The 19,786-nt window shown below is 70.8% G+C and carries 25 protein-coding genes; 9 read left to right on the top strand and 16 right to left on the bottom strand.

Translation table 11 applies throughout. From position 1 onward, the window contains the following. The first annotated feature begins 128 nt into the window (after positions 1–128). Positions 129–1,142, top strand: a complete 1,014-nt coding sequence (locus OG329_RS13930) for a GNAT family N-acetyltransferase (RefSeq protein WP_405795326.1) — start codon at positions 129–131, stop codon at positions 1,140–1,142. 37 nt (positions 1,143–1,179) lie between these two features. Here OG329_RS13930 and abc-f read toward each other — a convergent pair whose 3' ends face one another. The 6 genes from abc-f to OG329_RS13900 form a co-directional block, all read right to left on the bottom strand. Beyond that, positions 1,180–2,817 (bottom strand): ribosomal protection-like ABC-F family protein, encoded by a 1,638-nt coding sequence (gene abc-f / locus OG329_RS13925; protein WP_405795324.1) that lies wholly within the window; start codon positions 2,815–2,817, stop codon positions 1,180–1,182. A gap of 229 nt (positions 2,818–3,046) precedes the next feature. Further along, entirely contained in the window at positions 3,047–3,790 is a 744-nt protein-coding gene (locus OG329_RS13920) for a phosphotransferase (RefSeq protein ID WP_405795322.1), read from the bottom strand. A gap of 33 nt (positions 3,791–3,823) precedes the next feature. After that, entirely contained in the window at positions 3,824–4,177 is a 354-nt protein-coding gene (locus tag OG329_RS13915; protein ID WP_405795321.1) for a DUF6461 domain-containing protein, read from the bottom strand. A gap of 75 nt (positions 4,178–4,252) precedes the next feature. Continuing rightward, complete coding sequence (locus OG329_RS13910) at positions 4,253–5,347, bottom strand: hypothetical protein (RefSeq protein WP_405795320.1); 1,095 nt, start codon at positions 5,345–5,347, stop codon at positions 4,253–4,255. 75 nt (positions 5,348–5,422) lie between these two features. After that, the gene (locus OG329_RS13905; protein ID WP_405802237.1) at positions 5,423–5,815 is read right to left on the bottom strand and encodes a hypothetical protein; all 393 of its coding nucleotides are present in this window, start codon (positions 5,813–5,815) and stop codon (positions 5,423–5,425) included. Further along, positions 5,734–5,970, bottom strand: coding sequence for a helix-turn-helix domain-containing protein (locus OG329_RS13900; protein WP_405795319.1), 237 nt, complete (start codon positions 5,968–5,970; stop codon positions 5,734–5,736). The genes OG329_RS13905 and OG329_RS13900 overlap by 82 nt, the downstream gene beginning before the upstream one ends. Positions 5,971–5,984: 14 nt before the next feature. Between OG329_RS13900 and OG329_RS13895 the strand changes: the two genes are divergently transcribed. Together OG329_RS13895 and OG329_RS13890 are read left to right on the top strand one after the other, a co-directional pair. Beyond that, positions 5,985–6,215, top strand: a complete 231-nt coding sequence (locus tag OG329_RS13895; protein ID WP_405795318.1) for an alcohol dehydrogenase catalytic domain-containing protein — start codon at positions 5,985–5,987, stop codon at positions 6,213–6,215. Continuing rightward, positions 6,166–6,585, top strand: a complete 420-nt coding sequence (locus OG329_RS13890; RefSeq protein ID WP_405795316.1) for a zinc-binding dehydrogenase — start codon at positions 6,166–6,168, stop codon at positions 6,583–6,585. The genes OG329_RS13895 and OG329_RS13890 overlap by 50 nt, the downstream gene beginning before the upstream one ends. Positions 6,586–6,653: 68 nt before the next feature. Here the strand turns inward: OG329_RS13890 and OG329_RS13885 are convergent, their stop codons facing one another. From OG329_RS13885 to OG329_RS13870, 4 genes are all read right to left on the bottom strand, one after another. Next, positions 6,654–7,580, bottom strand: coding sequence for a serine hydrolase (locus OG329_RS13885; protein ID WP_405795315.1), 927 nt, complete (start codon positions 7,578–7,580; stop codon positions 6,654–6,656). A gap of 155 nt (positions 7,581–7,735) precedes the next feature. Then, entirely contained in the window at positions 7,736–8,284 is a 549-nt protein-coding gene (locus OG329_RS13880; RefSeq protein ID WP_405795314.1) for a GNAT family N-acetyltransferase, read from the bottom strand. Further along, complete coding sequence (locus OG329_RS13875; protein ID WP_405801817.1) at positions 8,281–8,442, bottom strand: Scr1 family TA system antitoxin-like transcriptional regulator; 162 nt, start codon at positions 8,440–8,442, stop codon at positions 8,281–8,283. The genes OG329_RS13880 and OG329_RS13875 overlap by 4 nt, the downstream gene beginning before the upstream one ends. 43 nt (positions 8,443–8,485) lie before the next feature. Next, positions 8,486–9,592, bottom strand: coding sequence for a hypothetical protein (locus OG329_RS13870; protein ID WP_405795312.1), 1,107 nt, complete (start codon positions 9,590–9,592; stop codon positions 8,486–8,488). Positions 9,593–9,670: 78 nt separating this feature from the next. Here OG329_RS13870 and OG329_RS13865 point away from each other — a divergent pair, with 78 nt between their 5' ends. Beyond that, positions 9,671–10,816 carry a cystathionine gamma-synthase gene (locus tag OG329_RS13865; protein WP_405795310.1) on the top strand — a complete coding sequence of 382 codons (1,146 nt, stop codon included), beginning with the start codon at positions 9,671–9,673 and terminating at the stop codon, positions 10,814–10,816. A gap of 16 nt (positions 10,817–10,832) precedes the next feature. Here the strand turns inward: OG329_RS13865 and OG329_RS13860 are convergent, their stop codons facing one another. From OG329_RS13860 to OG329_RS13850, 3 genes are read right to left on the bottom strand one after another with little or no spacing between them, the layout of a single operon-like run. Next, a complete protein-coding gene (locus tag OG329_RS13860) occupies positions 10,833–11,084 on the bottom strand; it encodes a hypothetical protein (protein WP_405795308.1) in 252 nt (83 codons plus the stop codon). 13 nt (positions 11,085–11,097) lie between these two features. Further along, entirely contained in the window at positions 11,098–11,562 is a 465-nt protein-coding gene (locus OG329_RS13855) for a sigma factor-like helix-turn-helix DNA-binding protein (protein ID WP_405795306.1), read from the bottom strand. A gap of 30 nt (positions 11,563–11,592) precedes the next feature. Further along, positions 11,593–12,270 (bottom strand): MarR family winged helix-turn-helix transcriptional regulator, encoded by a 678-nt coding sequence (locus tag OG329_RS13850; RefSeq protein ID WP_405795304.1) that lies wholly within the window; start codon positions 12,268–12,270, stop codon positions 11,593–11,595. Positions 12,271–12,532: 262 nt separating this feature from the next. Between OG329_RS13850 and ilvA the strand changes: the two genes are divergently transcribed. The 3 genes from ilvA (at position 12,533) to OG329_RS13835 (ending at position 15,764) form a co-directional block, all read left to right on the top strand. Further along, the gene (gene ilvA, locus OG329_RS13845) at positions 12,533–13,696 is read left to right on the top strand and encodes a threonine ammonia-lyase (protein WP_405801815.1); all 1,164 of its coding nucleotides are present in this window, start codon (positions 12,533–12,535) and stop codon (positions 13,694–13,696) included. Positions 13,697–13,896: 200 nt separating this feature from the next. Further along, entirely contained in the window at positions 13,897–14,961 is a 1,065-nt protein-coding gene (locus tag OG329_RS13840) for an ATP-binding cassette domain-containing protein (protein WP_405795302.1), read from the top strand. Then, entirely contained in the window at positions 14,958–15,764 is an 807-nt protein-coding gene (locus OG329_RS13835) for an ABC transporter permease (RefSeq protein WP_405795300.1), read from the top strand. The genes OG329_RS13840 and OG329_RS13835 overlap by 4 nt, the downstream gene beginning before the upstream one ends. A gap of 284 nt (positions 15,765–16,048) precedes the next feature. Here OG329_RS13835 and greA read toward each other — a convergent pair whose 3' ends face one another. Continuing rightward, on the bottom strand, positions 16,049–16,546 hold the full coding sequence (gene greA / locus OG329_RS13830) for a transcription elongation factor GreA (RefSeq protein WP_405795298.1): 498 nt from the start codon (positions 16,544–16,546) through the stop codon (positions 16,049–16,051). A gap of 263 nt (positions 16,547–16,809) precedes the next feature. Continuing rightward, positions 16,810–17,220, bottom strand: coding sequence for a DUF4307 domain-containing protein (locus OG329_RS13825; RefSeq protein WP_405795296.1), 411 nt, complete (start codon positions 17,218–17,220; stop codon positions 16,810–16,812). An 84-nt stretch (positions 17,221–17,304) separates the two neighbouring features. Here OG329_RS13825 and mca point away from each other — a divergent pair, with 84 nt between their 5' ends. Together mca and OG329_RS13815 are read left to right on the top strand one after the other, a co-directional pair. Continuing rightward, positions 17,305–18,186, top strand: coding sequence for a mycothiol conjugate amidase Mca (gene mca, locus OG329_RS13820; RefSeq protein ID WP_405795295.1), 882 nt, complete (start codon positions 17,305–17,307; stop codon positions 18,184–18,186). Continuing rightward, entirely contained in the window at positions 18,179–18,430 is a 252-nt protein-coding gene (locus OG329_RS13815; protein WP_405795293.1) for a hypothetical protein, read from the top strand. The genes mca and OG329_RS13815 overlap by 8 nt, the downstream gene beginning before the upstream one ends. A gap of 49 nt (positions 18,431–18,479) precedes the next feature. Here OG329_RS13815 and OG329_RS13810 read toward each other — a convergent pair whose 3' ends face one another. Beyond that, entirely contained in the window at positions 18,480–19,706 is a 1,227-nt protein-coding gene (locus OG329_RS13810; protein ID WP_405795291.1) for an MFS transporter, read from the bottom strand. Between the last annotated feature and the right edge of the window lie 80 nt (positions 19,707–19,786).

The raw sequence follows: 19,786 nt of genomic DNA, 5'->3' as shown, positions 1-19,786 counted from the left end.
GCGTACGCCAGACTTATGAGGATTCTGTGTACTCCCGCGCGGCCGAAGGCGCGGAAAGCCGGTCTCACTGTCCGGGAAGCCCCGTCAACTCGGGGGCGCGGACCCGGTAGTGAGCGTAGGTTCGGATCATGCTGATGACTCTGGGAACCCCGCCGTCGCAGGCGGAGACAGACGCCTGGCATGACGTGATCGCGGCGGCCCATCTCCAGGACGTGCCCGCGTCCGTCCCCGAGCCGGGCCGCACCGAGACCGCCGGGAAGCTGCGCGTGCAGTCGCCCAACGCGCGGATGGTCCATCTGGTGTCGACCACTCCTGACGGGTCGTACGACGGGGTGGCCACGCTGCTGCTGTTCACCGAGGAGAGCAGCAGGCACACCGCCTTCCTCGACGCCCTGGTCGTCCGGCCCGATGCCAGACGGCGGGGCGTGGGCGCGCGGTTGTGGGGCGCGATACGGGCCGAACTGGCCGCGGCCGGGCGCAGTTCGGTCTCCACGATGCTCGAACTGGGCGGCGCCGGTGAGGCGTTCGTGGACGGCCTCGGCTTCAGCAAGGTGCTGCCGCTGGCCTGGTACGTCCAGCGGGTCCGGGAGGCGGACGCCGAACTGCCGCCGCCGCGACTGCCCGACGGCTACCGCTTCGCGGACTGGGAGGGCGTCGTACCGGACGCGCTGGCGGACGAGTTCGCGCGGGCGCACGACGTGATGCGCGACGCCCCCGGCGGCGGCGCGGACGAGCGGACGCCGAGCTGGGACACGGAGCGGGTACGGGGCGCGGCCCGGCTCGTGGACGACCGGGGCGGGATCCTGCTCACCTCGGTGGTGCTGGCGGAGGGTGTCGCGGGCGGGCCGGGTGGGTCTGGCGGGGCCGGCGAGAGTGTCGCCGCGTACACCGAGCTCGTCCTGCGCGACCCGTCGCACACCCGGGCGCTCCAGTACGACACGGTGGTCGTCCCGGAGCACCGCGGGCGCGGTCTCGGCCGGGCGGTCAAGCGCCGGCTGCTGAGCACGCTCACCGAACGCCATCCCGGTGTACGGGAGATCAGCACCAGCGTCGCCGACGACAACGCGCCGATGCTGGCCGTGAACGCGGCGCTCGGCTACCGGCGGGAGAGACCGGCCGGGATCTTCCAGGCCAAGTTGTAGTCCAAGTTGAGCTCTCCCGCCGGTTGCTGAGTCCGTGTCAGCTCACCTGCGTAACCCTCCCCGCCCGTAACTCCAGCCGCTCGCCCGCGAATTCCTCGCGGAAGCGGCGATCGTGCGAGACCACGACCACGGCGCCCGCGTACGAGGCGAGCGCCCGCTCCAGATCCGCCACCAGGCTCAGCGCCACATGGTTCGTCGGCTCGTCCAGGACCAGCAGATCGGCGGGGACCGTCAGCAGCCTGGCCAGTTCGAGCCGGCGCCGCTGCCCCACCGAGAGCCCGGCCACGGGCACCGGCAGGTCCTCCTCGCGGAACAGCCCGAGAGCCAGCAGCTCGTCCGTGTGCTCCTCGGGGAACCCCCGGCGACCGGCGGTGAACGCGCCCAGCAGGGACAGCGGTGAGTTCGTCGTCGAGGTGTTCAACTCCTGTGCCAGATAGCCGACATGGCCCGTACGGCGGGCGGTGCCCGCGTCCGGCGGGAGATCCCCGGCCAGCACCCGCAGCAGTGTGCTCTTGCCCGCGCCGTTGGGCCCGTCGACCAGCAGCCGGGCCCCCGCCTTCACCTGGAGCGCGTCCACCCGCAGCCGGTCCCCGACCACGACACCGGACAGCTCCGCCAGCACGCCGTCCGCTCCGGTGGTGCCCGTGGTGGCCGGGTCGGCCGCGAACGTGAGCGGCTTCGGCGGCGCGGGCACCGGTTCGCGCTCAAGCCGCTCCAGCCGCACCCGCGCGGCCCTGACCTGGCCCGACAGCTTCGCCTCGTGCGAACGGCGGTGCTTGCCGAAGCCCTGGCCCGGATCCTTCCCGGTGGCCGCGAGCCGCTGCCCGGCGGCGGCGACCAGCTCCTTCGTACGGGCCAGCTCCGCCAGATACTCCTGATGGTCCTGCTCCCAGCGGTGGCGGGCGGCGGCCTTGGCCGTGCGGTAGCCGGTCCAGCCGTCGCCGTACCGCGTCACGGCCCGGGTGTCCCGGTCGACCTCCAGGATCGTGGTCGCGAAGCGCTCCAGGAACGCGCGGTCGTGGGTGACGGCGACCACCGTGCCCCGGTGCGCCCGGAGTTGGTCCTCCAGATAGGTGGTGGCCCGGAGATCGAGATGGTTGGTCGGCTCGTCGAGCAGCAGCAACTCGGGCGCCGACGCGAGGACGCAGGCCAGCGCCACCCGCGACCGCTCGCCGCCGGAGAGCGACCCGAGCGTGCGCTCGCGGCCGATGTGGGCGAGCCCGAGTCCGTGCATGGCGGCGTCGACGCGGGCGTCCGCCGCGTAGCCGTCGCGGTCCTCGTAGGCGGTCAACAGCTCGCCGTACGCGGTCAGTTCGGCCTCCGTGGGATCCGTCGCGTCCGCGAGTGCGGCTTCGGCGGCGCGGATGCGGCCTTCGAGCTCTCGCAGATCCGCGAGGGCGGCGTCCACGGCGGTCTGGACGGTCGAGCGGGAGTCGAGGCCGAGGGTCTGGGCGAGATACCCGACCCCGCCGGGGAACAGGACGGTGACCTCCCCGTTGTCCGGGGTCTCGGTCCCGGCCAGCAGCCGCAGGAGGGTGGATTTTCCGGAGCCGTTCTCCCCGATGACACCGGCTTTCTCGCCGGGCCGTACGGAGAGTGACACCTGATCGAGGACGGTCCGGTCGCCGTACGACTTGGAGACGTCTTTCAACGACAATTGGGCGCGTTCGCGCATGGGTTCTTCCCTGAAAGTGACATGCCCGCGAAGGTGCGCACGCGTCGGCGCACGGCGGGGCCGGGTGATGTCGGACGGGCGAGGAGACGGGGACGCCGGCGGTCCTTCAGAGGACCTGGGCCGGGGCGTCCGTGCCCGGAATCAGCGGAAGAAGTAGTACGAGTACAAACCCATGCGGTCGAGTCTAGACGAGGGCCGCGGGGTGGCGCCCGGTATTGATCCGCCGTCGCTACAGCTTCGCGGCCAGCTCGAAGGCGTGGGCCGACACCCATACGTACGCGGCGTGTACGTCGTCCACCACACCGCGCTCGCGCAGCGCGGTCATCGCCGGATCGCCCAGGTCGGCGGCCTTGTCGATGCCGCGCCGGCAGCGGTCCTGCCACCACAGGATCGTACGGACGATGCCGTCCCGGTCGTCCAGACCGTAGGCGTCGCAGACGAGGGTGATCCGCCGGGCCGCGTCGCCCACGTCGCTCACGCGGGGGCCGAGGTCCAGGTACTGCCACGCGAGGTGGGCGACATCGTGGATACGGTCGCCGGGGGCGGCCAGGTCCCAGTCGATGAGGGCGACGGGCAGCCCAGGCAGCCCGTCGGCATAGACCGTGTTGCGCGGCGACAGGTCGTTGTGACAGACCACCTCGTGCGCACCGGCGAGCGATGATCCGGCGGTCAGATCATGGAACTCCCGCACCAGCTCCGCGACGCGCGCCAGCCGCGCGTCCGACAGGGGCAGATCGGTCTCCCCCTCGACGTACTCCAGGACCTCCCGCCCCTGCTCGTCCACCCCTCGGTACCGGGGCGCCCCGCCCCAGCCCCGCTCCTCGAACAGCTCCAGCAACTCCCGTGTGAACGCGGCGCGTTGGGCGGTCGGCGCGGGGGAGCGCCGGACGGTGTCCCCGACACGTACGACCTGATTGATGAACCCGCCGGGCAGCGTGCCGGGCAACTCGTGGGGCAGAGGAGTCTCATCCATACCCCCAACGATGCCAGGCCCGCCCCGCCCGGCTCAGGGCAACCGCACCAGAGCGCCCACGAACGCGGAGGTGTCCAGCAGCTCGGGGGTTATCCGCACCCCGGTGACACGCTCCGCGAGCGCGAACGCGGCCTCGGTGTGCAGGCGGAAATCCCGGTCCTCGTCCTCACTCAGGTCGAAACCCACCTCCCGCATCACCGGAACCAGCCCGTCCGGGTCCTTGCCGTGACGGTCCACCCCGACGAAACGCGTCTCTTCCGTCGCGCCCAGCCGCCGCAGCAGGGCGTCGGGCGGGAGCCCGTGGATCAACGTGACGCAGTTGGCCTCGGTGAGTCCGGGGAAGCGCTCCTCGAGCCAGGTGTAGTCCTGAGCGGTCGTCGTCGACATGCCCTCAGGATGGCAGCCGCCACTGACAGTGAGGCGGGGTCGCAGGCTGCCCCTGCTCCCTCCCCCCTGCCCCCGTCAGACCCCCTTGCGGATGCGGGCGCGTGCCTCCGAGCCGCGGATCGCCTTCGTACGGGTCGAGGTGAAGAAGTCCGCCGGGTCGCGGCGGGTCCGCCAGGGAAGGGCGTTGACGTGGCTGTCGACCAGGCGGAACTGTTCCAGGGCCTCCTCGTACCGGCCCTGCCGTGTCAGGAAGTACGCCAGCAGATGCCGTACCTCCGGCAGACGGGGGTGGTCGGCGGGCGCCGCCGCCACGTCCGCGAGAGCCGCGTCGACCAGGGCCGTCAGACGCGGGTCCGCGTAGTCGCGGGAGGTCGCCGCGGCGTCGTGGTGGTCGAACCAGGCGATCAGCGGCAGGCCCCTCATCAGCGTGCCCACCGGTGCGTCCGCCGTGGCCTGGGCGGCGAACTCGCGGGCCAGCTCCGCCGAGCCGTGCCACCGCGCGCTCCAGTACTGGATCGCGGCCTCGTGCGCCCCGTACAGCGGCGCCGACGTGGGATGCGGGGTGCGGGCCGTGATCTCCGCCCACAGTTCGCGCATCTGGTCCGGGCCGTAGCCGACGCCCAGCGCGGTGCGGATCTCCACGATGTACGGCGACGGGTCGTCCGGCCCCAGCTCCGCCGCGCGGGCGGTGTCGGCGCGGGCCTCGGGCAGCAGCTCGTGGAAGGCGTCCGCCTGCTCGGGCGTGGTGTGTTCGGCGTACGGCGAGCCCCGCAGCAGCCACGCGCGCGAGACGGTCGCGGACGCCTGGACCAGCTCCGCGTCCGCGTCGGGGGACCCGTCGGGCCGGCTCGCGCGCCACGCCCGCAGCCAGGAGTCCTGGCGGGCGGCGGCCTCGCCCAGTACACGCGCGTAGAGCGCCCGCCGCTCCCAGTCCCGTTCCTTGGCGGTCGCCCCCAGCGACTCCGCCGCCGCCTCCCACCGCCCACCCCGCGCCTCCACGAGGGCCCGCTCCAGCACGGCATCCGCCCCGGCCAGCTCCGTGCCCTGCCGGTCCCTGGGCAGCAACCCCAGCTCCGCCTCGGCCCCGACGAGCGAGGCCACGCTCCGGCGGGCCTTCAACCAGAACCAGATGCCGAACGCGAAGAGGACGAAGGGCAGAACGCGTGCCATCGGATGGCCCCCAGGGGTACGGAGAACAGGTGAAGAGGTCGTGTGGGGGATCTGCGGAGTATGCACCACCGCAGGTCAGCGGGGCAATGGTGCCTTCCCGGCCGACAGCACCGGGGCGCCGGCCGCACGCACCTCGGCGAGTGCCCGCCGCGCGATGTCGCCGAACTCGTCGCCGTCGCCCGTGCCGTCGCCCGTGCCGTCGCCCGTGTCGACGGCCGTGTCGCACGAGCGCTCGTAGGCGATCTTCCAGGCGAGCGCTCCGAGTTCCGTGGCCACGTACGAGGTGAGATCGGGAACGCCGCGCCGTCTGAGCGCGTCGGTCATCGACGCGGACAGGCGCAGGCCCTTCAGCGCTTCGCGTTCGCGCAGTTCCGGGTTGGCGGCGATCACCGCCCGCCCGCGGGTGCTGAATTCGCGGCGGTCGGGTGTGAACGCCGCCCTCCCGATCGCCTCCAGGGCGTGGGCCACCGCTTCGAGCGGGGTGGCATCGGCCGGTGCCGCGGCGATCCCTCGGCGAGCAGTCCGGTCATCGTGTCCCCGCCGAAAAGCACTTCCCGCTTGTCCGGGAAGTGGCGGAAAAAGGTGCTCTTCGTGAGCCCGGCGCGCTCCGCGATCCCGATCACCGTCGTGTTCTCCCATGGACCGGCTCATCGCCTCGCTGCCCGCGGTGGCGGCGCGCTTCGGCATCACCGTGCCGGCCGGCTTCGGAAGCGACTTCGCCGGCGTCGTGGACGAGATCGGCGACGGCGCCACGGGGTTCGCCGTGGGCGACCGCGGGTACGGCGGCGTGCTGGGCAGGGGCGGTCGCCGATTTCGTGGTGGTCAAGACTCCCGTCGAGGCGCCCGACGCGCTCTTGCGTACGCCTGACGGCATCAGCGACGAGGTGGCGAGCACCCTTCCGGTGGCCGGCCACACCGCCGTCGCCGCTCTGGCGGCGATCGGCCTGCGGTCCGGCGACACCGTCCTGATCGGGGGCGCCGCCGGCGGCGTGGGTGTGTTCGCCGTCCAGCTCGCGAAGCTCACCGGCGCCACCGTGATCGGCACGGCGTCGGAGGGCACCTTCGAGTTCCTGCGGCGGCTCGGTGCCGAGCCCGTGGCATACGGTCCCGGACTCGCGGACCGGGTACGGGCACCGGCCCGCGGAGAAGTGACCGCGGCGACGGACCTGTTCGGCACTGAGACGGCCGAGGCCGCCCTAGCGCTCGGCGTACCGCCGAGCGGATCCGCGACGCCGTGACACTGCAAGCCGGACGTCACGTCCACGGCAAGGCCGTGGTCACGCGGTGACCCCGCACGGGGCTTCTTTCACCGCTCCATGACGGAGGCGGCCTCTTTCGCCGCCTTCTCCACGAGGGAGACTCCCTCGTCCATCCCGGCGTTGTCCTTCGACAGCACGGCGAGCAGACAGGGTTGGCCTCCGATGGTCACCGCGCCGATGCTGCTGACATCCCACAGGCCGGTCACGCTGCGCTCCAGCCAGCCGTTCTTGAGACCTGTGGGGTCGCCCGCCGCGGAGACCCCCCAGTCCTGTCCGGCCGATATCCCGCCCATCAGCTCGCGTATGTAGTCCTGCGAGGCGGGGCTGAGTTCGGACGTGTTCCCGAAGACCTGTGACAGAAGCGCCAGTTGGTCGGCGGCCGTGGTCTGGGTGAGTCCCCACAGGGGGCCGGCGCCCGCGGTCGTTCCGGTCAGGCCCAGACGCGCGTTGGCGGCGTCCAGTCCGTCCGAGCCGCCGATGATCTCCCACAGGGCGTCCGCCGCCGCGTTGTCGCTTTCGGTGATCATGGGGACGGCGTACGACTTCTCCCGCTCGGTGAGAGCGCGCCCGTCGTCCTGGGCCTGGACCAGCAGCGCCGCCAGTATGTCGACCTTGACGATGCTTGCGGTGTCGTAGGTCAGGCCCGGCTTCACGTTGTACTGGGCGGCGCGGTCGTCCGAGAGATCGAGCACGGCGACGGACAGCGTGGCCCCGCCCGTGTCCAGTGCGGTGAGTCGGTCGGCGAGCGCCTTGTTCCTGGCGTCCTCGGCCACCTGCTCGGCGTCCGGCGACGGCGAGGACGACGGCGTGGGCCGGGATGCGTCCGCGACGGGAACGGTGCCTCCGGTCCACCCGTCGGCACCGCGCGCCACCACGAGCGTCGCCAGGAGAAGTACGAGCGTGACGCCGGCGAAGATCATGACCCGGGGCCGGTTGGAGGTGGCGTCGTTCCGGGCCGCGTGGCGTGCGGTCATGTCGCGGTTCCGGAAAATGGCCGGGCTCCTCGGGCAGGCGTGCGGGGGCGGTGTCGGACCACCGCCGCATCACTGAACCCCGGCTGTTTAGGAGTGGGCTGTCAGTAACCTAGGAGTTCCCTGGGAACGCGCACCCGGCACACGAACCAGCCGGTTCAACCGGACGGCGTGACCGAGGACCACACGCCGAACCACTGCTCGGCGCCGTACTCCTCGAACCGCTCCACCTCGGTGAACCCCAGCTTCGCCGCCAGGCGCATCGCGCGGTCGTTGGCGGTCCGGGTGGTGAGCACCACCGGCTCGGTGGGAAGCGCGTCGGCGAACCAGCCGAGTGCCGCCGCGCACGCCTCGCCGGCGTACCCGCATCCCCACGCCTCCGGCAGGAACAGGTAACCGAGCTCGGCCTCCCCGCCATCCGGACGGACGCGAACCGGACGCTCCGCGTCGCGCCGATCGAGCGTGATCATGCCGATCATCGCCCCGTCGAGATCGATCACGAAGAGGCCAGGGCGCCGGCCGGGCACCTCAGGCACCGCGCGTTCGAGCTCATCACGTGGTCGGGGGCCACCGATGTAGGCGCCCACTTCCGGCGACGCGAACAGCTCGATGAACACGGCACGGTCTCGGGCCGCGGACTCGCGGAGCACGAGCCGTTCGGTCCTTATCGGGGCAGGTGGCCAGGCGCCGGGTCCGAGTTCAGTCATGGCGGGGAACCTATCGCGCACCGCGAGATGGGGCGGCCCCGCGGCGATCTGCCCGGCGCCACGGCGTTCATGACCGCACGGGCGTTGCCGGGAGTCTGCAACAGCCCGTGCAGAAGCTGGGGTTGGAAGTCTCGCGGAGCGACCGATCCGCTCTCGATGCCGAGGAGCGGTGAGCCGGCAGCCGGACGCGCCCCGAGCCCCCTACCGGGGCAGCGTCGCCGGGCTGCCGCCGTTCGCCTCGTAGCCCGCTACCGCCAGTGCCCGGTACAGCGCGTACATCTCCGCCGGGTCCTGCGTGTGGCTCCACGGCATCGCGCCCACGTGGCCGTCCACCCGTACGAGCTGGTGCATCGCCTCCGACCAGCGTTCCGCCCGGACCAGGAAGACGATCAGCAGGTGCCGTACATGCGCGAGCATCGGGTCGTCGGGGCGGGCCGCGTGGACCGCGAACAGGGCGCCCTCCATCGCGTTCGACACCACCGCGCTGCGGTAGAAGTCCCGTACCAGCGCGATCTCCGGCAGATGCTCGTACACCGCGAACAGCGGCAGCGCGGCCAGCAGCGAGCCCTTCGGGGCGCGCGCCGCCGCCGTCGTCGCGAAGCGGTCCGCCTCCTCGCGTGAGCCGTGCCACTTCTCGCACCAGTAGTGCAGCGCCGCGAGATGCGCGCCCATGTGGTCCGGCGCCCGGTCGATGACCTTCGCCCAGAGCTGGTCGAACCGCTCGTGCGGATAGCCGAGCCCACGGGCCACCGCCAGCTCGATGATGTACGGCACGGGGTCGCCCGGTGCCAGCAGCGCCGCGTCGGCGCAGACCGAGCCGGCCTCCTCCAGGATGATCCGGAAGTCGTCCGTGCCCGCCGCCGACGAGCGCCACGCCTGCTGGACCAGGAACTCCGCGTGCACCTGCGCGCCGCCCGCGTCCTTCGGCGACTCCGCGCGCCACGCCCGCAGCCACGCGCCGCCGACGCCGGGCTTGCCCTGGAGCTCCAGCGACGCCGCGCCCGCGAACGCCTGGACGCGCTGCCAGCGCACCTCGCCCTCGGCGGGCGTCCCGGCGAGCAGTTGCGCCGCCGCCCGCCAGTCCTGGGTGCGCTGGACGACGTCGAGTACGTCGAGAAGATCCTTGTCCGGACCCGGGAGCCGGATGTCCAGCTCCTCCTGCCGTACGAAATCGTAGGCGTCCGGGTCGGCGGCGTCGGGCGAGCCCGGCTCGACCATCCGTATGCCACCGCGGACACGGCGCCGCACGAACGGGCCGATGACGGCAGCGACCATCCCCATCGCGATCAGGAACCAGAGAATCTCCATGCGTCCCATTGTCCCGGATGCGGACGGCGCTCTCCGCCGCCGCGATAGCAGGGCCCCGGCCCGCTACCCTCGGGGCTCATGAGCGACGAGCACAGCTTCGAGACGATCGCGATCCACGCGGGGAACACCCCCGACTCCCTCACCGGCGCGGTCGTACCCCCCATCTATCAGGTGTCCACGTACAAGCAGGACGGCGTGGGCGGACTGCGCGGCGGCTACGAGTACAGCCGCAGCGCCAACCCCACGCGTTCCGCGCTGGAGGAGAATCTGGCGGCCCTGGAGGGCGGCCGGCGCGGGCTCGCGTTCGCGTCCGGGCTCGCCGCCGAGGACTGCCTGCTGCGTACGCTGCTGTCGCCGGGCGACCATGTCGTGATCCCCAACGACGCGTACGGCGGTACCTTCCGCCTCTTCGCGAAGGTCGTCTCGCGCTGGGGCGTGGAGTGGTCGGTGGCCGACACCTCGGACCCGGCGTCCGTACGGGCGGCTCTGCGGCCCCGTACGAAGGCGATCTGGGTCGAGACCCCCTCGAACCCGCTCCTGGGCATCAGCGACATCGCGGCCCTCGCCGAGGTCGCCCGCACCGCCGGGGCCAAGCTCGTCGTCGACAACACCTTCGCGAGCCCCTACCTTCAGCAGCCGCTCGCCCTGGGCGCCGATGTCGTCGTGCACTCGACCACCAAGTACATGGGCGGTCACTCGGACGTCGTCGGCGGCGCGCTGGTCACCGCCGACAACACGCTCGGCGACGAACTCGCCTACCACCAGAACGCGATGGGCGCGATCTCCGGTCCGTTCGACGCGTGGCTGGTGCTGCGCGGCGTGAAGACCCTCGCCGTCCGGATGGACCGGCACAGCGAGAACGCGACACGCGTCGCCGACATGCTGTCCCGGCACTCGAAGGTCTCGAAGGTCTACTACCCGGGCCTGCCCGAGCACCCCGGGCACGAGATCGCCGCCAAGCAGATGAAGTCCTTCGGCGGCATGGTCTCCTTCCGGATCGCCGGCGGCGAGCAGGCGGCCATCGAGGTCTGCGGCCGGGCGAAGGTCTTCACGCTGGGCGAGTCCCTGGGCGGAGTCGAGTCACTGATCGAGCACCCGGGACGGATGACGCACGCCTCGGTGGCGGGCTCCCCGCTGGAGGTGCCGGACGATCTGGTGCGGCTGTCGGTCGGCATCGAGTCGGCCGACGATCTGCTGACGGACCTTCAGCAGGCCCTGGCTTAAAGGCAGTTGACGGAACTCACCAGCCTTCGAGCGGTGGCGTCCGCTCGGACGGTGGGACCGACCACGGCTCCACGACCGACGCCCACACCGTGAAGGCGATCACCGCCACCGCGACCAGCAGCCAGAACAGCAGGCGCCCGGTGCGTCTGCGGTTCAGGATGCGGATGCCGACGGCGGTCGCGCGGGCCGTCAGGTCGACGGGGACCGGCGGATGCGGCAGATCGAGCATCCGGCGGACCTCGTCCTCCTTACGGCTGTGGCCGCTCATCGCGCGCAGCCGCTCATCGCGCGGGCTGTCGCATCGCGCCGACCGCCCGCGCGCAGATCGCGCGCACCCGGTCGACGGGCAGCCCCAGCAGCGCCGCCGTCTGCTCCTCGGCGACCCCCTCGTACAGCCGCAGCACCAGGATGAGCCGTTCCCGCGGGCTGAGCCGGCCGAGCAGGCCCTCGCCCGAGCGGCCCGAGCGGCCCGAGCGGGGACGGTGGCGCCAGGCGCCGCGCGCGTAGCGGGTGGCGATCTCCTGGCGGGCGCGGTCGTACGGGTCGCCGCCGCGCAGGTGGTCCCAGTCCGCGTACGTACGGGCCAGGGCGGCCGTCAGCAGGCGTTCGGCGCGCGGTTTGGTGTCGGCGCTCTCACCCGTCAGCAGTGTGGCGGCATGCAGCAGTCGGCCTGCCGCGCCCGCGACGAACGCCTCGAACTCCCGGGCGCGACGACGGTCCGTACTCGTCTGCCGTCGCTCTCGCACACCTCATATGAGGACAGACCCCGGCCGAGGTCAAGAGGCCGGTGGCGGCTCCGTGCCGGTGGGTTCGTCCACCGGGGCCCGGTGCGCGGGCGGTTCGGCCGACGCGGGGCCCGACTGCCGTGCGGACAGGGCGGCGTTGAATCTGGTGAGGAGGGTGCAGAACGAGTCCCGTTCGTCCTGCGTCCAGCCGTCCGTGACCTGTGACATCAGCTCGCGGCGCGAGGAGCGGACCTCTTCGAGGCGGCTCAGCCCGCGGACCGAGAGTTCCAGGACGACGGCGCGGCCGTCCTCGGGGTGGGAGGTGCGCTTGACCAGGCCGGTGTCGACGAGCGGCGCGACCTGGCGGGTGACGGTGGAGGAGTCGATCCCCATCCCCGCGGCCAGCGCCTTGACGCCCATCGGGCCTTCCAGATCAAGGCGGTTGAGCAGGAGGTAGGCGGCGCGGTCCATGGAGTTGCGCACCTGGCCGACGCCGCCGAGGCGGGTCTGTTCCGCCCGTCGGGCGAAGACGGCCACCTGGTGCTGAAGTGTGTCGAGGAGGGAGGTGTCGTCGGTGCTGATGTCAGTCGTGACGACGGATTCGGTACCGACGGAAGATGCCGGTGCGGTCTCTAAAGGTGCGGAGCCGGAGGGGTCGGAACCGGAGGATTCGGAGCCGGAGCCCGGGGAGGCCGACACAGCGGAAGTCATGTCCTGAGTAGGGGGCATGGCTGGGGCTCTCTCGTGCGGTGGTCGGTTGGTGGGGGACAGAGTACGCGGCCCCGCCCTTGGCCGTACGGGGCCCGCGTAAACCTGTGGACACCTGTGGAGGGCGCACGGTTCCGGGCGGCCGACCAAGGGCTGAGCTGCGAGACTGGCGGTCATGACCTTCGGTACGTCTCGTCCCTACGGATCATCCGCTTCCGCTTCCGCCTCACCGCGTGGCTCCGCGCCCGCGCCGATCCTCGACGACGTCCGCGGGGCACAGAAGATGCTCACCGGTGTGGCCCGGATGACCGCGATGGAGGGCAGCAGGCATCTGACGCACCTGGTCGGCGCCCCGGTCCATCTCAAGTGCGAGAACCTTCAGCGGACGGGGTCGTTCAAACTGCGCGGCGCGTACGTGCGGATCTCCGGTCTCTCCCCCGAGGAGCGCGCGGCCGGTGTCGTCGCCGCCAGCGCGGGCAATCACGCGCAGGGCGTCGCCCTCGCGTCGACCCTGCTCGGTGTGCGTTCCACCGTGTTCATGCCGCTGGCCGCGCCGCTGCCCAAGGTCGCCGCGACCCGGGAGTACGGCGCCGAGGTACGGCTGCACGGCCAGGTCGTGGACGAGACCCTGGCCGCCGCGCAGGAGTACGCGCGGGAGACCGGCGCGGTCTTCATCCACCCCTTCGACCACCCGGACATCATCGCCGGACAGGGCACGGTGGGCCTGGAGATCCTGGAGCAGTGCCCCGAGGTACGGACGATCCTGGTCGGTCTCGGCGGCGGCGGCCTCGCCGCGGGCATCGCGCTGGCGGTCAAGTCGGTACGGCCCGACGTCAGGGTGGTCGGCGTGCAGGCGGAGGGCGCCGCCGCGTATCCGCCCTCGCTGCGTGCCGGGCGGCCGATGTCGCTCCACGAGCAGCAGACGATGGCGGACGGCATCAAGGTCGGCCGGCCCGGCGAGATCACGTTCCCGATGATCAGGGACCTGGTCGACGAGGTGCGTACGGTGTCCGAGGACGAGCTGTCCAGCGCGCTGCTGCTCTGTCTGGAGCGGGCGAAGCTCGTCGTGGAGCCGGCCGGGGCGAGCACGGTCGCCGCGCTGCTGAGCACGCCCAGGGCGTTCCGGGGGCCGGTGGTCGCCGTGCTGTCGGGCGGCAATGTGGACCCCCTGCTGATGCAGCGGATCCTGCGCCACGGGATGGCGGCGGCCGGGCGCTATCTCGGGCTGCGGCTGCGGATCACCGACCGGCCGGGGGCGCTCGCGACACTGCTCGGGGTGCTGTCGGTGGCCGATGCCAACGTGCTGGACGTGAGTCACGTACGGACAGATCCGCGGCTGGGGCTGACGGAGGCGGACGTGGAGCTGCGTCTGGAGACCAAGGGCCCGGAGCACTGCGCGGACGTGGAGGCGGCCCTGCGCGAGGCGGGCTACACGATCCTGGGCTGAGCCGCGCGGTCTCGGCCGAGCGGGCCAGTCCGCGTACCGGTCTACGCACACCGGTCGTCTTTACGTAGAGCTTACGTATTTCCCTTGCCTATCGCGATGTATCGCGTTAGCGTCAGCCTCTGCTGTCCGCGACTTAAGCTTCCCACTAGCGCGAATCGCACCAATTGTTCGCATCTGACGCAACTCTGGGAGTTACCCCTATGCCAGGCGCCATCTACGCCGAAGGGCTGGTCAAGACGTTCGGCGACGTACGAGCACTGGACGGCGTCGACCTCGATGTCCCCGAGGGCACGGTCCTCGGACTGCTCGGCCCCAACGGCGCGGGCAAGACCACCGCCGTCCGTGTGCTGACGACCCTGCTCCAGCCCGACAGCGGCAAGGCCGTCGTCGCGGGTATCGACGTGCTCAAGCACCCCAACGAGGTGCGCAGGAACATCGGCCTCTCCGGCCAGTTCGCCGCGGTCGACGAATATCTGACGGGCCGCGAGAACCTTCAGATGGTCGGCCAGCTCTACCAGCAGAGTGCCCGTGCCGCGAAGGCCAGGGCCGTCGAACTGCTGGAGCGCTTCAACCTCTCCGACGCCGCCGACCGCACCACCAAGACCTACTCCGGCGGTATGCGCAGGCGGCTCGACCTCGCCGCGGCCCTCGTCGTCTCCCCGCCGGTGATGTTCATGGACGAGCCGACGACCGGTCTCGACCCGCGCAACCGCCAGCAACTGTGGGGAATCATCGAGGAGTTGGTCGCGGGCGGTACGACGCTGCTGCTCACCACCCAGTATCTCGAAGAGGCCGACCACCTCGCCCACGACATCTGTGTCATCGACCACGGTCAGGTCATCGCGCGCGGCACCGCCGACGAACTCAAGGCCCGTACGGGCGGCGAGCGCGTCGAGGTCGTCGTCCACGAACGCGACCAGATCACCCCGACCCACGACGTGCTGGCCGGCTTCGGCAAGGGCGACGTGATGGTCGCCAAGCACACCCGCAAGCTCACCGTCCCGGTCACCGGCGGAGCGAAGCTGCTCGCCGAGATCATCAGGGAACTCGACGCCCGGGGCGTCGAGATCGACGACATCGGGCTGCGCCGCCCCACCCTGGACGACGTCTTCATCTCGCTCACCGGCCACTCGGCCGAGGAGGCCCAGGAGAACGGCGACGGCCCGGCACCGGACAAGAAGGCACCGGGCGCGACAGCGCCCGCCGACACCAGCACCAGCACCGGCACGGGCACGGGCACGGAACCGAAGGAGAGCGCCAAGTGAGCGCCGTGACTGACTCGCTTGTCATCGCCCGCAGGAACCTGATCCGCATGACAAGGATTCCCGAGGTGGTCCTGTTCGGGATCATCCAGCCGGTGATGTTCGTGGTTCTCTTCACCTACGTCTTCGGCGGCTCCATCCGAGTCGGCAACAGCACCAGCGCCGACGTCTACAAGAACTTCCTGATGGCGGGCATCTTCGCGCAGACCGTCACCTTCGCCACGGCCGGATCGGCGGCCGGTATCGCTGACGACATGCAGAAGGGCCTCGTCGATCGGTTCCGCTCGCTTCCCATGGCCCGCGGTGCGGTTCTCACCGGCCGCACCGTGGCCGACCTCGCGCAGACGGCGATCACTCTCGTCGTTCTGGCGATCGTCGGACTGGTCGTGGGCTGGCGTCCCGGTACCGCGGAGCCGACCAACCTGGGGAAGATCCTGGCCGCCTTTGGCCTGCTGCTTCTGTTGGGATACGCCTTCACCTGGATCGGGGCGCTGATCGGCCTCTCCGTACGCACCCCGGAGGCGGCGACCTCGGGCGGGATCATCTGGCTGTTCCCGGTCACGTTCGTCTCGAACGCCTTCGTGGACTCCAGCCAGATGACCCCCTGGCTGCGACACATCGCCGACTGGAACCCCTTCAGCGCGGTCGTGCAAGCGTGCCGCCAACTGTTCGGCGATCCCGGCGTGTCCCAGTCCGACGCCTGGCCCATGCAGAACCCGGTCTGGGCGACACTCGTCTACTCGACGCTGATCATCATCATCTTCCGCACGCTGTCCGTTCGTAAGTACCGTCGCGCGGCCGGCTGACGAGTATCGCCGGCAGGCTTGGCCGCCCAACAGCGCCCAGGCATACCGGGAGTTCCTGATGGCGGGCGTCTTCGCGCGGACCGTGACCTTCGCCACGGCGGGCGCGGGCGCGGGCGCCGGCATCGCCGCTCGTCCTCGGCTACGCGTTCTCCTGGATCGGCGCGCTGATCTGCCGGACGTCGCGGCCTGCGGCGTACGGACACGGACGACGAGCCCGACTCACCGAGCCCGTCCCGCGACCTGTCTGTCCTCGGTCGCGGGACGGGCTCCGTGCTGTGCCGTCCTCAGTCCTGATACGGCTTCGCCGCCAGGATCTTCACCGACGCCTTGTTGCCGTTCGGCAGTTCGTACTCCGCGTCGTCGCCGACCTTCTTGCCGTTCACACCGGCGCCGAGGGGCGACTGCGGCGAATACGTCTCGATGTCGCTGCTCGCGTATTCACGCGAAGCCATCAGGAAGGTCAGGGTGTCGTCGTCATCGCCGTCGAAGGCGATCGTCACGACCATGCCCGGCTCCACGATCCCGTCGTCCGCCGGGGCCTCGCCCACCTTCGCGTGCTCCAGGAGCTGGGTGAGCTGGCGCACCCGAAGCTCCTGCTTGCCCTGCTCCTCCTTGGCCGCGTGGTACCCGCCGTTCTCCTTCAGGTCCCCCTCCTCGCGGGCGGCCTCGATCTTCTGGGCGATCTCGACGCGCGCGGGACCAGACAGGTAGTCCAGCTCGGCCTTGAGCTGGTTGTACGACGCCTGGGTGAGCCAGGTGACGTTCTCGCTGGTCTGGGTCACAGGTGCTCCTCGTAGGTACTGGGAATACAAAGCAACGCCCTACCCAGAAGCATGTGCCTTCTCGGGTGGGCGAAACCACGAGCCTAACAATTCCGTGGCGCGAGGGCAGGACGAAAGGCATCAGAATCACATCGTCGCAGGTCAGCGACGTGAACCCGGAGAGTGCCGGGGAGGGTCAGACCGGAGTCAGCCCAGAACCGGGCGGAGGGACGGGCCGCGGGAGCGACGAGGCCACAGGCCCGGCCGGACGTGGATCACGCTCGTCAGCCGCCGTCCGGCGTGCACGCGACCAGCTCCGCGCTCGTCCCGCTCGCCCGCGTACGGATGGTGACGACCCGGTCGATCCGTGTCTCGGAGCCCTCGAAACGGACGTCCTTGATGCCGACCTCGCTGCCGTCCTCGGCGCGCGAACGCAGCGTGCACGTGCCGTTGGCGTCCCGGTCCTTGCGGACTTCGAGATGCACCTCGACTTCGGTGGCGGATACCCGCTTGAATTTGATGACCTCGCCAGAAACACTCTGGCCTGCCACATAGTCGTAACCGAACCAGCCGACGAGCGCGAGCAGGCCGACGCCGAGCACGGAGCCGACGATCTTGAGCTTGCGGTCCGCGCGCTCGTCCGACGAGCGGCCGTAACGGCCCTCGGGAAGAACCGGTGGGCGTACCGCGGTCATGATCGTTCCTCTCCGGAATTTTCCCTGCCTCGATTCCGTCACTATAGAAGCCGCCCGATGCGACAAATCACTGAGGACCGAGTCTTGACTGACACGCTGCGATTGATGGCCGTCCACGCCCACCCCGACGACGAGTCGAGCAAGGGCGCGGCCACCATGGCCAAGTACGTATCCGAGGGGGTGGACGTGCTGGTCGTGACCTGCACGGGAGGCGAGCGCGGCTCCATCCTCAACCCCAAACTCCAGGGTGACTCCTATATCGAGGAGCACATCCACGAGGTCCGCAAGAAAGAGATGGACGAGGCTCGCGAGATCCTCGGCATCAGACAGTCATGGCTCGGTTACGTGGACTCGGGCCTGCCCGAGGGCGACCCGCTGCCGCCGCTCCCCGAGGGCTGCTTCGCGCTGGAGGACGTCGACGAGGCGGCCGGCCGGCTCGTGCGGATGATCCGGGAGCAGAAGCCGCAGGTCATCACGACGTACGACGAGAACGGCGGCTATCCGCACCCCGACCACATCATGACCCACAAGATCACGATGGTGGCCTTCGAGCACGCGGCCGACGCCGAGAAGTACCCCGAGGCGGAGTTCGGTCCGGTGTGGCAGCCGCGGAAGCTGTACTTCAACCAGGGCTTCAACCGTCCCCGTACGGTCGCGCTGCACGAGGCCCTGCTGGCGCGTGGTCTTGAGTCCCCGTACGGGGAGTGGCTGGAGCGCTGGAAGGAGTTCGGGCGCGAGGAGCGGACGCTGACCACGCATGTGCCGTGCGCCGACTTCTACGAGATCCGTGACAAGGCGCTCATCGCGCACGCCACACAGATCGACCCGGACGGCGGCTGGTTCCGCGTCCCGATGGACATCCAGCGGGAGGTCTGGCCGACCGAGGAGTACGAGCTGGTGAAGTCGCTCGTCGATACCTCCCTCCCCGAGAGCGACCTCTTCGCGGGCATCCGCGACAATGCCTGATATGTATGCGACCCAGGCAGTGACGCAGCTCGTCCCGCTCGCGAAGGAGCTGGACGAGAACAAGGTGACGCCCGGCGTTCTCGGCTTCATCGTCTTCGCCGTGATGGCGGGCGCCGTGTGGCTCTTGATGAAGTCGATGAACCGCCACATGGGCAAGGTCTCCTTCGAGGAGGCGAAGCCGGCGGACGGGGCGGACAGCGCGCAGGCGCGTGGCGCGTCGGTGGGCGACCGGCAGACGACGTAGGGCGTGCGCGCCCGCACACTCCCGCCGGCCGCCCCACCGGGGCGCGCGGTCAGCGGGAGTGTTCGGCGTTCCTGACGGCGGCGTCCATGGCGAGGACGGCTGCCGGTGCCGGCGCGGGTGCCGGCGCGGCAGCAGGCGCGGGCCGGGTGCGTCGTACGAGATCCGGGATGAGCGTCAGGATTCCGAGCGCGGCCATGGCCGCGCCGAGCCACAGCGGGCCGCGCAGCCCGTAGGCGTCGATGATCGGTCCGCCGGCGGACGTGGCGATGACGATGCCCAGGGTGATGAAGGACGAGTGGACGGTGTTCACCAGCGGCCTGGCATTGCCCGCGCGCTGCACGCGCGTGATCATCGCCGGGTTCATCGTGACGCCGACGAAGCCGATGCCCAGCATGAACAGCACGGCGGCCACGGGCAGTTGGGCCAGCAGCGCGAAGCCGCCCAGGAACGTCAGATTGAGCGCCAGGCCGGTGAGCAGGACCGTGACCGTGTGCCGGTCGGCGAGCCGGCCCACCACCGTGTTGCCGATGACGGTGGCGGCGCCGTACGCGATGAGCAGCAGCGGTACGGTCCCGGTGCCGAAGCCCGTGATCTCGGTGAGGATCGGGTTGAGATAGCTGAACGCCGCGAACGTGGCGCCGATGACAAGGGTGCTGGTCGCGAACGCCAGCCACAGGCGGCGGTTGCGGAAGGCGCCCAACTCCTGCCGCAGTCCGGCGTTCTCGGCGCGCTCCAGGCGCGGTATGCCCACGAGTGAGGCGAGCGCGGCCAGCACGGTCAGCGCGGTGATGGCCCAGAACGCGGCGCGCCAGCCCAGGCGTTCGCCGATGAAGGTGGACAGCGGCAGGCCGAGCAGGGTGCCGAGCATCAGACCGTTCATGGCGACGGCGATGGCGCGTCCGCGGATCTCGGGGCGGGCGAGCTGGACGCAGAGCGAGAGGGAGACGCCGAAGAACGCCTGCGAGGCGATGCCCGTCCCGACGCGGGCGGCGAGCATGACGGCGTACGAGGTGGCGGTGGCGGCCAGTACGTTGCCGGCCAGGAAGATGCCGAACAGCACGAGCAGCGCGGTTTTCTGACGGAATCTCAGCACGGCGACGGTGAGGAAGGGCCCGCCCAGGGCCATGCCGGCGGCGAAGGCGGTGATGAGATAGCCGATCTGCGGGATGGTCGCGTCGAGGCCGTCGGCCATCTGGGGCATCAGCCCGGCGACGACGAATTCGCTGGTGACCATGGCGAAGATGCCCAGGGCCAGGAGGTACACGGTGCGAGGCATGAGCCCTCTGCTCTCGTTTTGGATGGATCGGTACATAATTTGGGCATGGGTCGGCCCGAGGTGGTGTGCTCGGTGTGTTC

This window comes from Streptomyces sp. NBC_01506 (assembly GCF_045040295.1).
Lineage (GTDB): Bacteria > Actinomycetota > Actinomycetes > Streptomycetales > Streptomycetaceae > Streptomyces.
The sequence above is the reverse complement of the archived record's forward strand: the minus strand, read 5'-3'. Positions and strand labels throughout refer to the sequence as shown.

Coding starts and splice junctions, on each gene's coding strand:
- OG329_RS13930 (WP_405795326.1), top strand. CDS start 129: ATGCTGATGACTCTGGGAACCCCGCCGTCGCAGGCGGAGACAGACGCC.
- abc-f (WP_405795324.1), bottom strand. CDS start 2,817: ATGCGCGAACGCGCCCAATTGTCGTTGAAAGACGTCTCCAAGTCGTAC.
- OG329_RS13920 (WP_405795322.1), bottom strand. CDS start 3,790: ATGGATGAGACTCCTCTGCCCCACGAGTTGCCCGGCACGCTGCCCGGC.
- OG329_RS13915 (WP_405795321.1), bottom strand. CDS start 4,177: ATGTCGACGACGACCGCTCAGGACTACACCTGGCTCGAGGAGCGCTTC.
- OG329_RS13910 (WP_405795320.1), bottom strand. CDS start 5,347: ATGGCACGCGTTCTGCCCTTCGTCCTCTTCGCGTTCGGCATCTGGTTC.
- OG329_RS13895 (WP_405795318.1), top strand. CDS start 5,985: ATGGACCGGCTCATCGCCTCGCTGCCCGCGGTGGCGGCGCGCTTCGGC.
- OG329_RS13885 (WP_405795315.1), bottom strand. CDS start 7,580: ATGACCGCACGCCACGCGGCCCGGAACGACGCCACCTCCAACCGGCCC.
- OG329_RS13880 (WP_405795314.1), bottom strand. CDS start 8,284: ATGACTGAACTCGGACCCGGCGCCTGGCCACCTGCCCCGATAAGGACC.
- OG329_RS13870 (WP_405795312.1), bottom strand. CDS start 9,592: ATGGAGATTCTCTGGTTCCTGATCGCGATGGGGATGGTCGCTGCCGTC.
- OG329_RS13865 (WP_405795310.1), top strand. CDS start 9,671: ATGAGCGACGAGCACAGCTTCGAGACGATCGCGATCCACGCGGGGAAC.
- OG329_RS13860 (WP_405795308.1), bottom strand. CDS start 11,084: ATGAGCGGCCACAGCCGTAAGGAGGACGAGGTCCGCCGGATGCTCGAT.
- OG329_RS13850 (WP_405795304.1), bottom strand. CDS start 12,270: ATGCCCCCTACTCAGGACATGACTTCCGCTGTGTCGGCCTCCCCGGGC.
- ilvA (WP_405801815.1), top strand. CDS start 12,533: ATGCTCACCGGTGTGGCCCGGATGACCGCGATGGAGGGCAGCAGGCAT.
- OG329_RS13840 (WP_405795302.1), top strand. CDS start 13,897: ATGCCAGGCGCCATCTACGCCGAAGGGCTGGTCAAGACGTTCGGCGAC.
- OG329_RS13825 (WP_405795296.1), bottom strand. CDS start 17,220: ATGACCGCGGTACGCCCACCGGTTCTTCCCGAGGGCCGTTACGGCCGC.
- OG329_RS13815 (WP_405795293.1), top strand. CDS start 18,179: ATGCCTGATATGTATGCGACCCAGGCAGTGACGCAGCTCGTCCCGCTC.
- OG329_RS13810 (WP_405795291.1), bottom strand. CDS start 19,706: ATGCCTCGCACCGTGTACCTCCTGGCCCTGGGCATCTTCGCCATGGTC.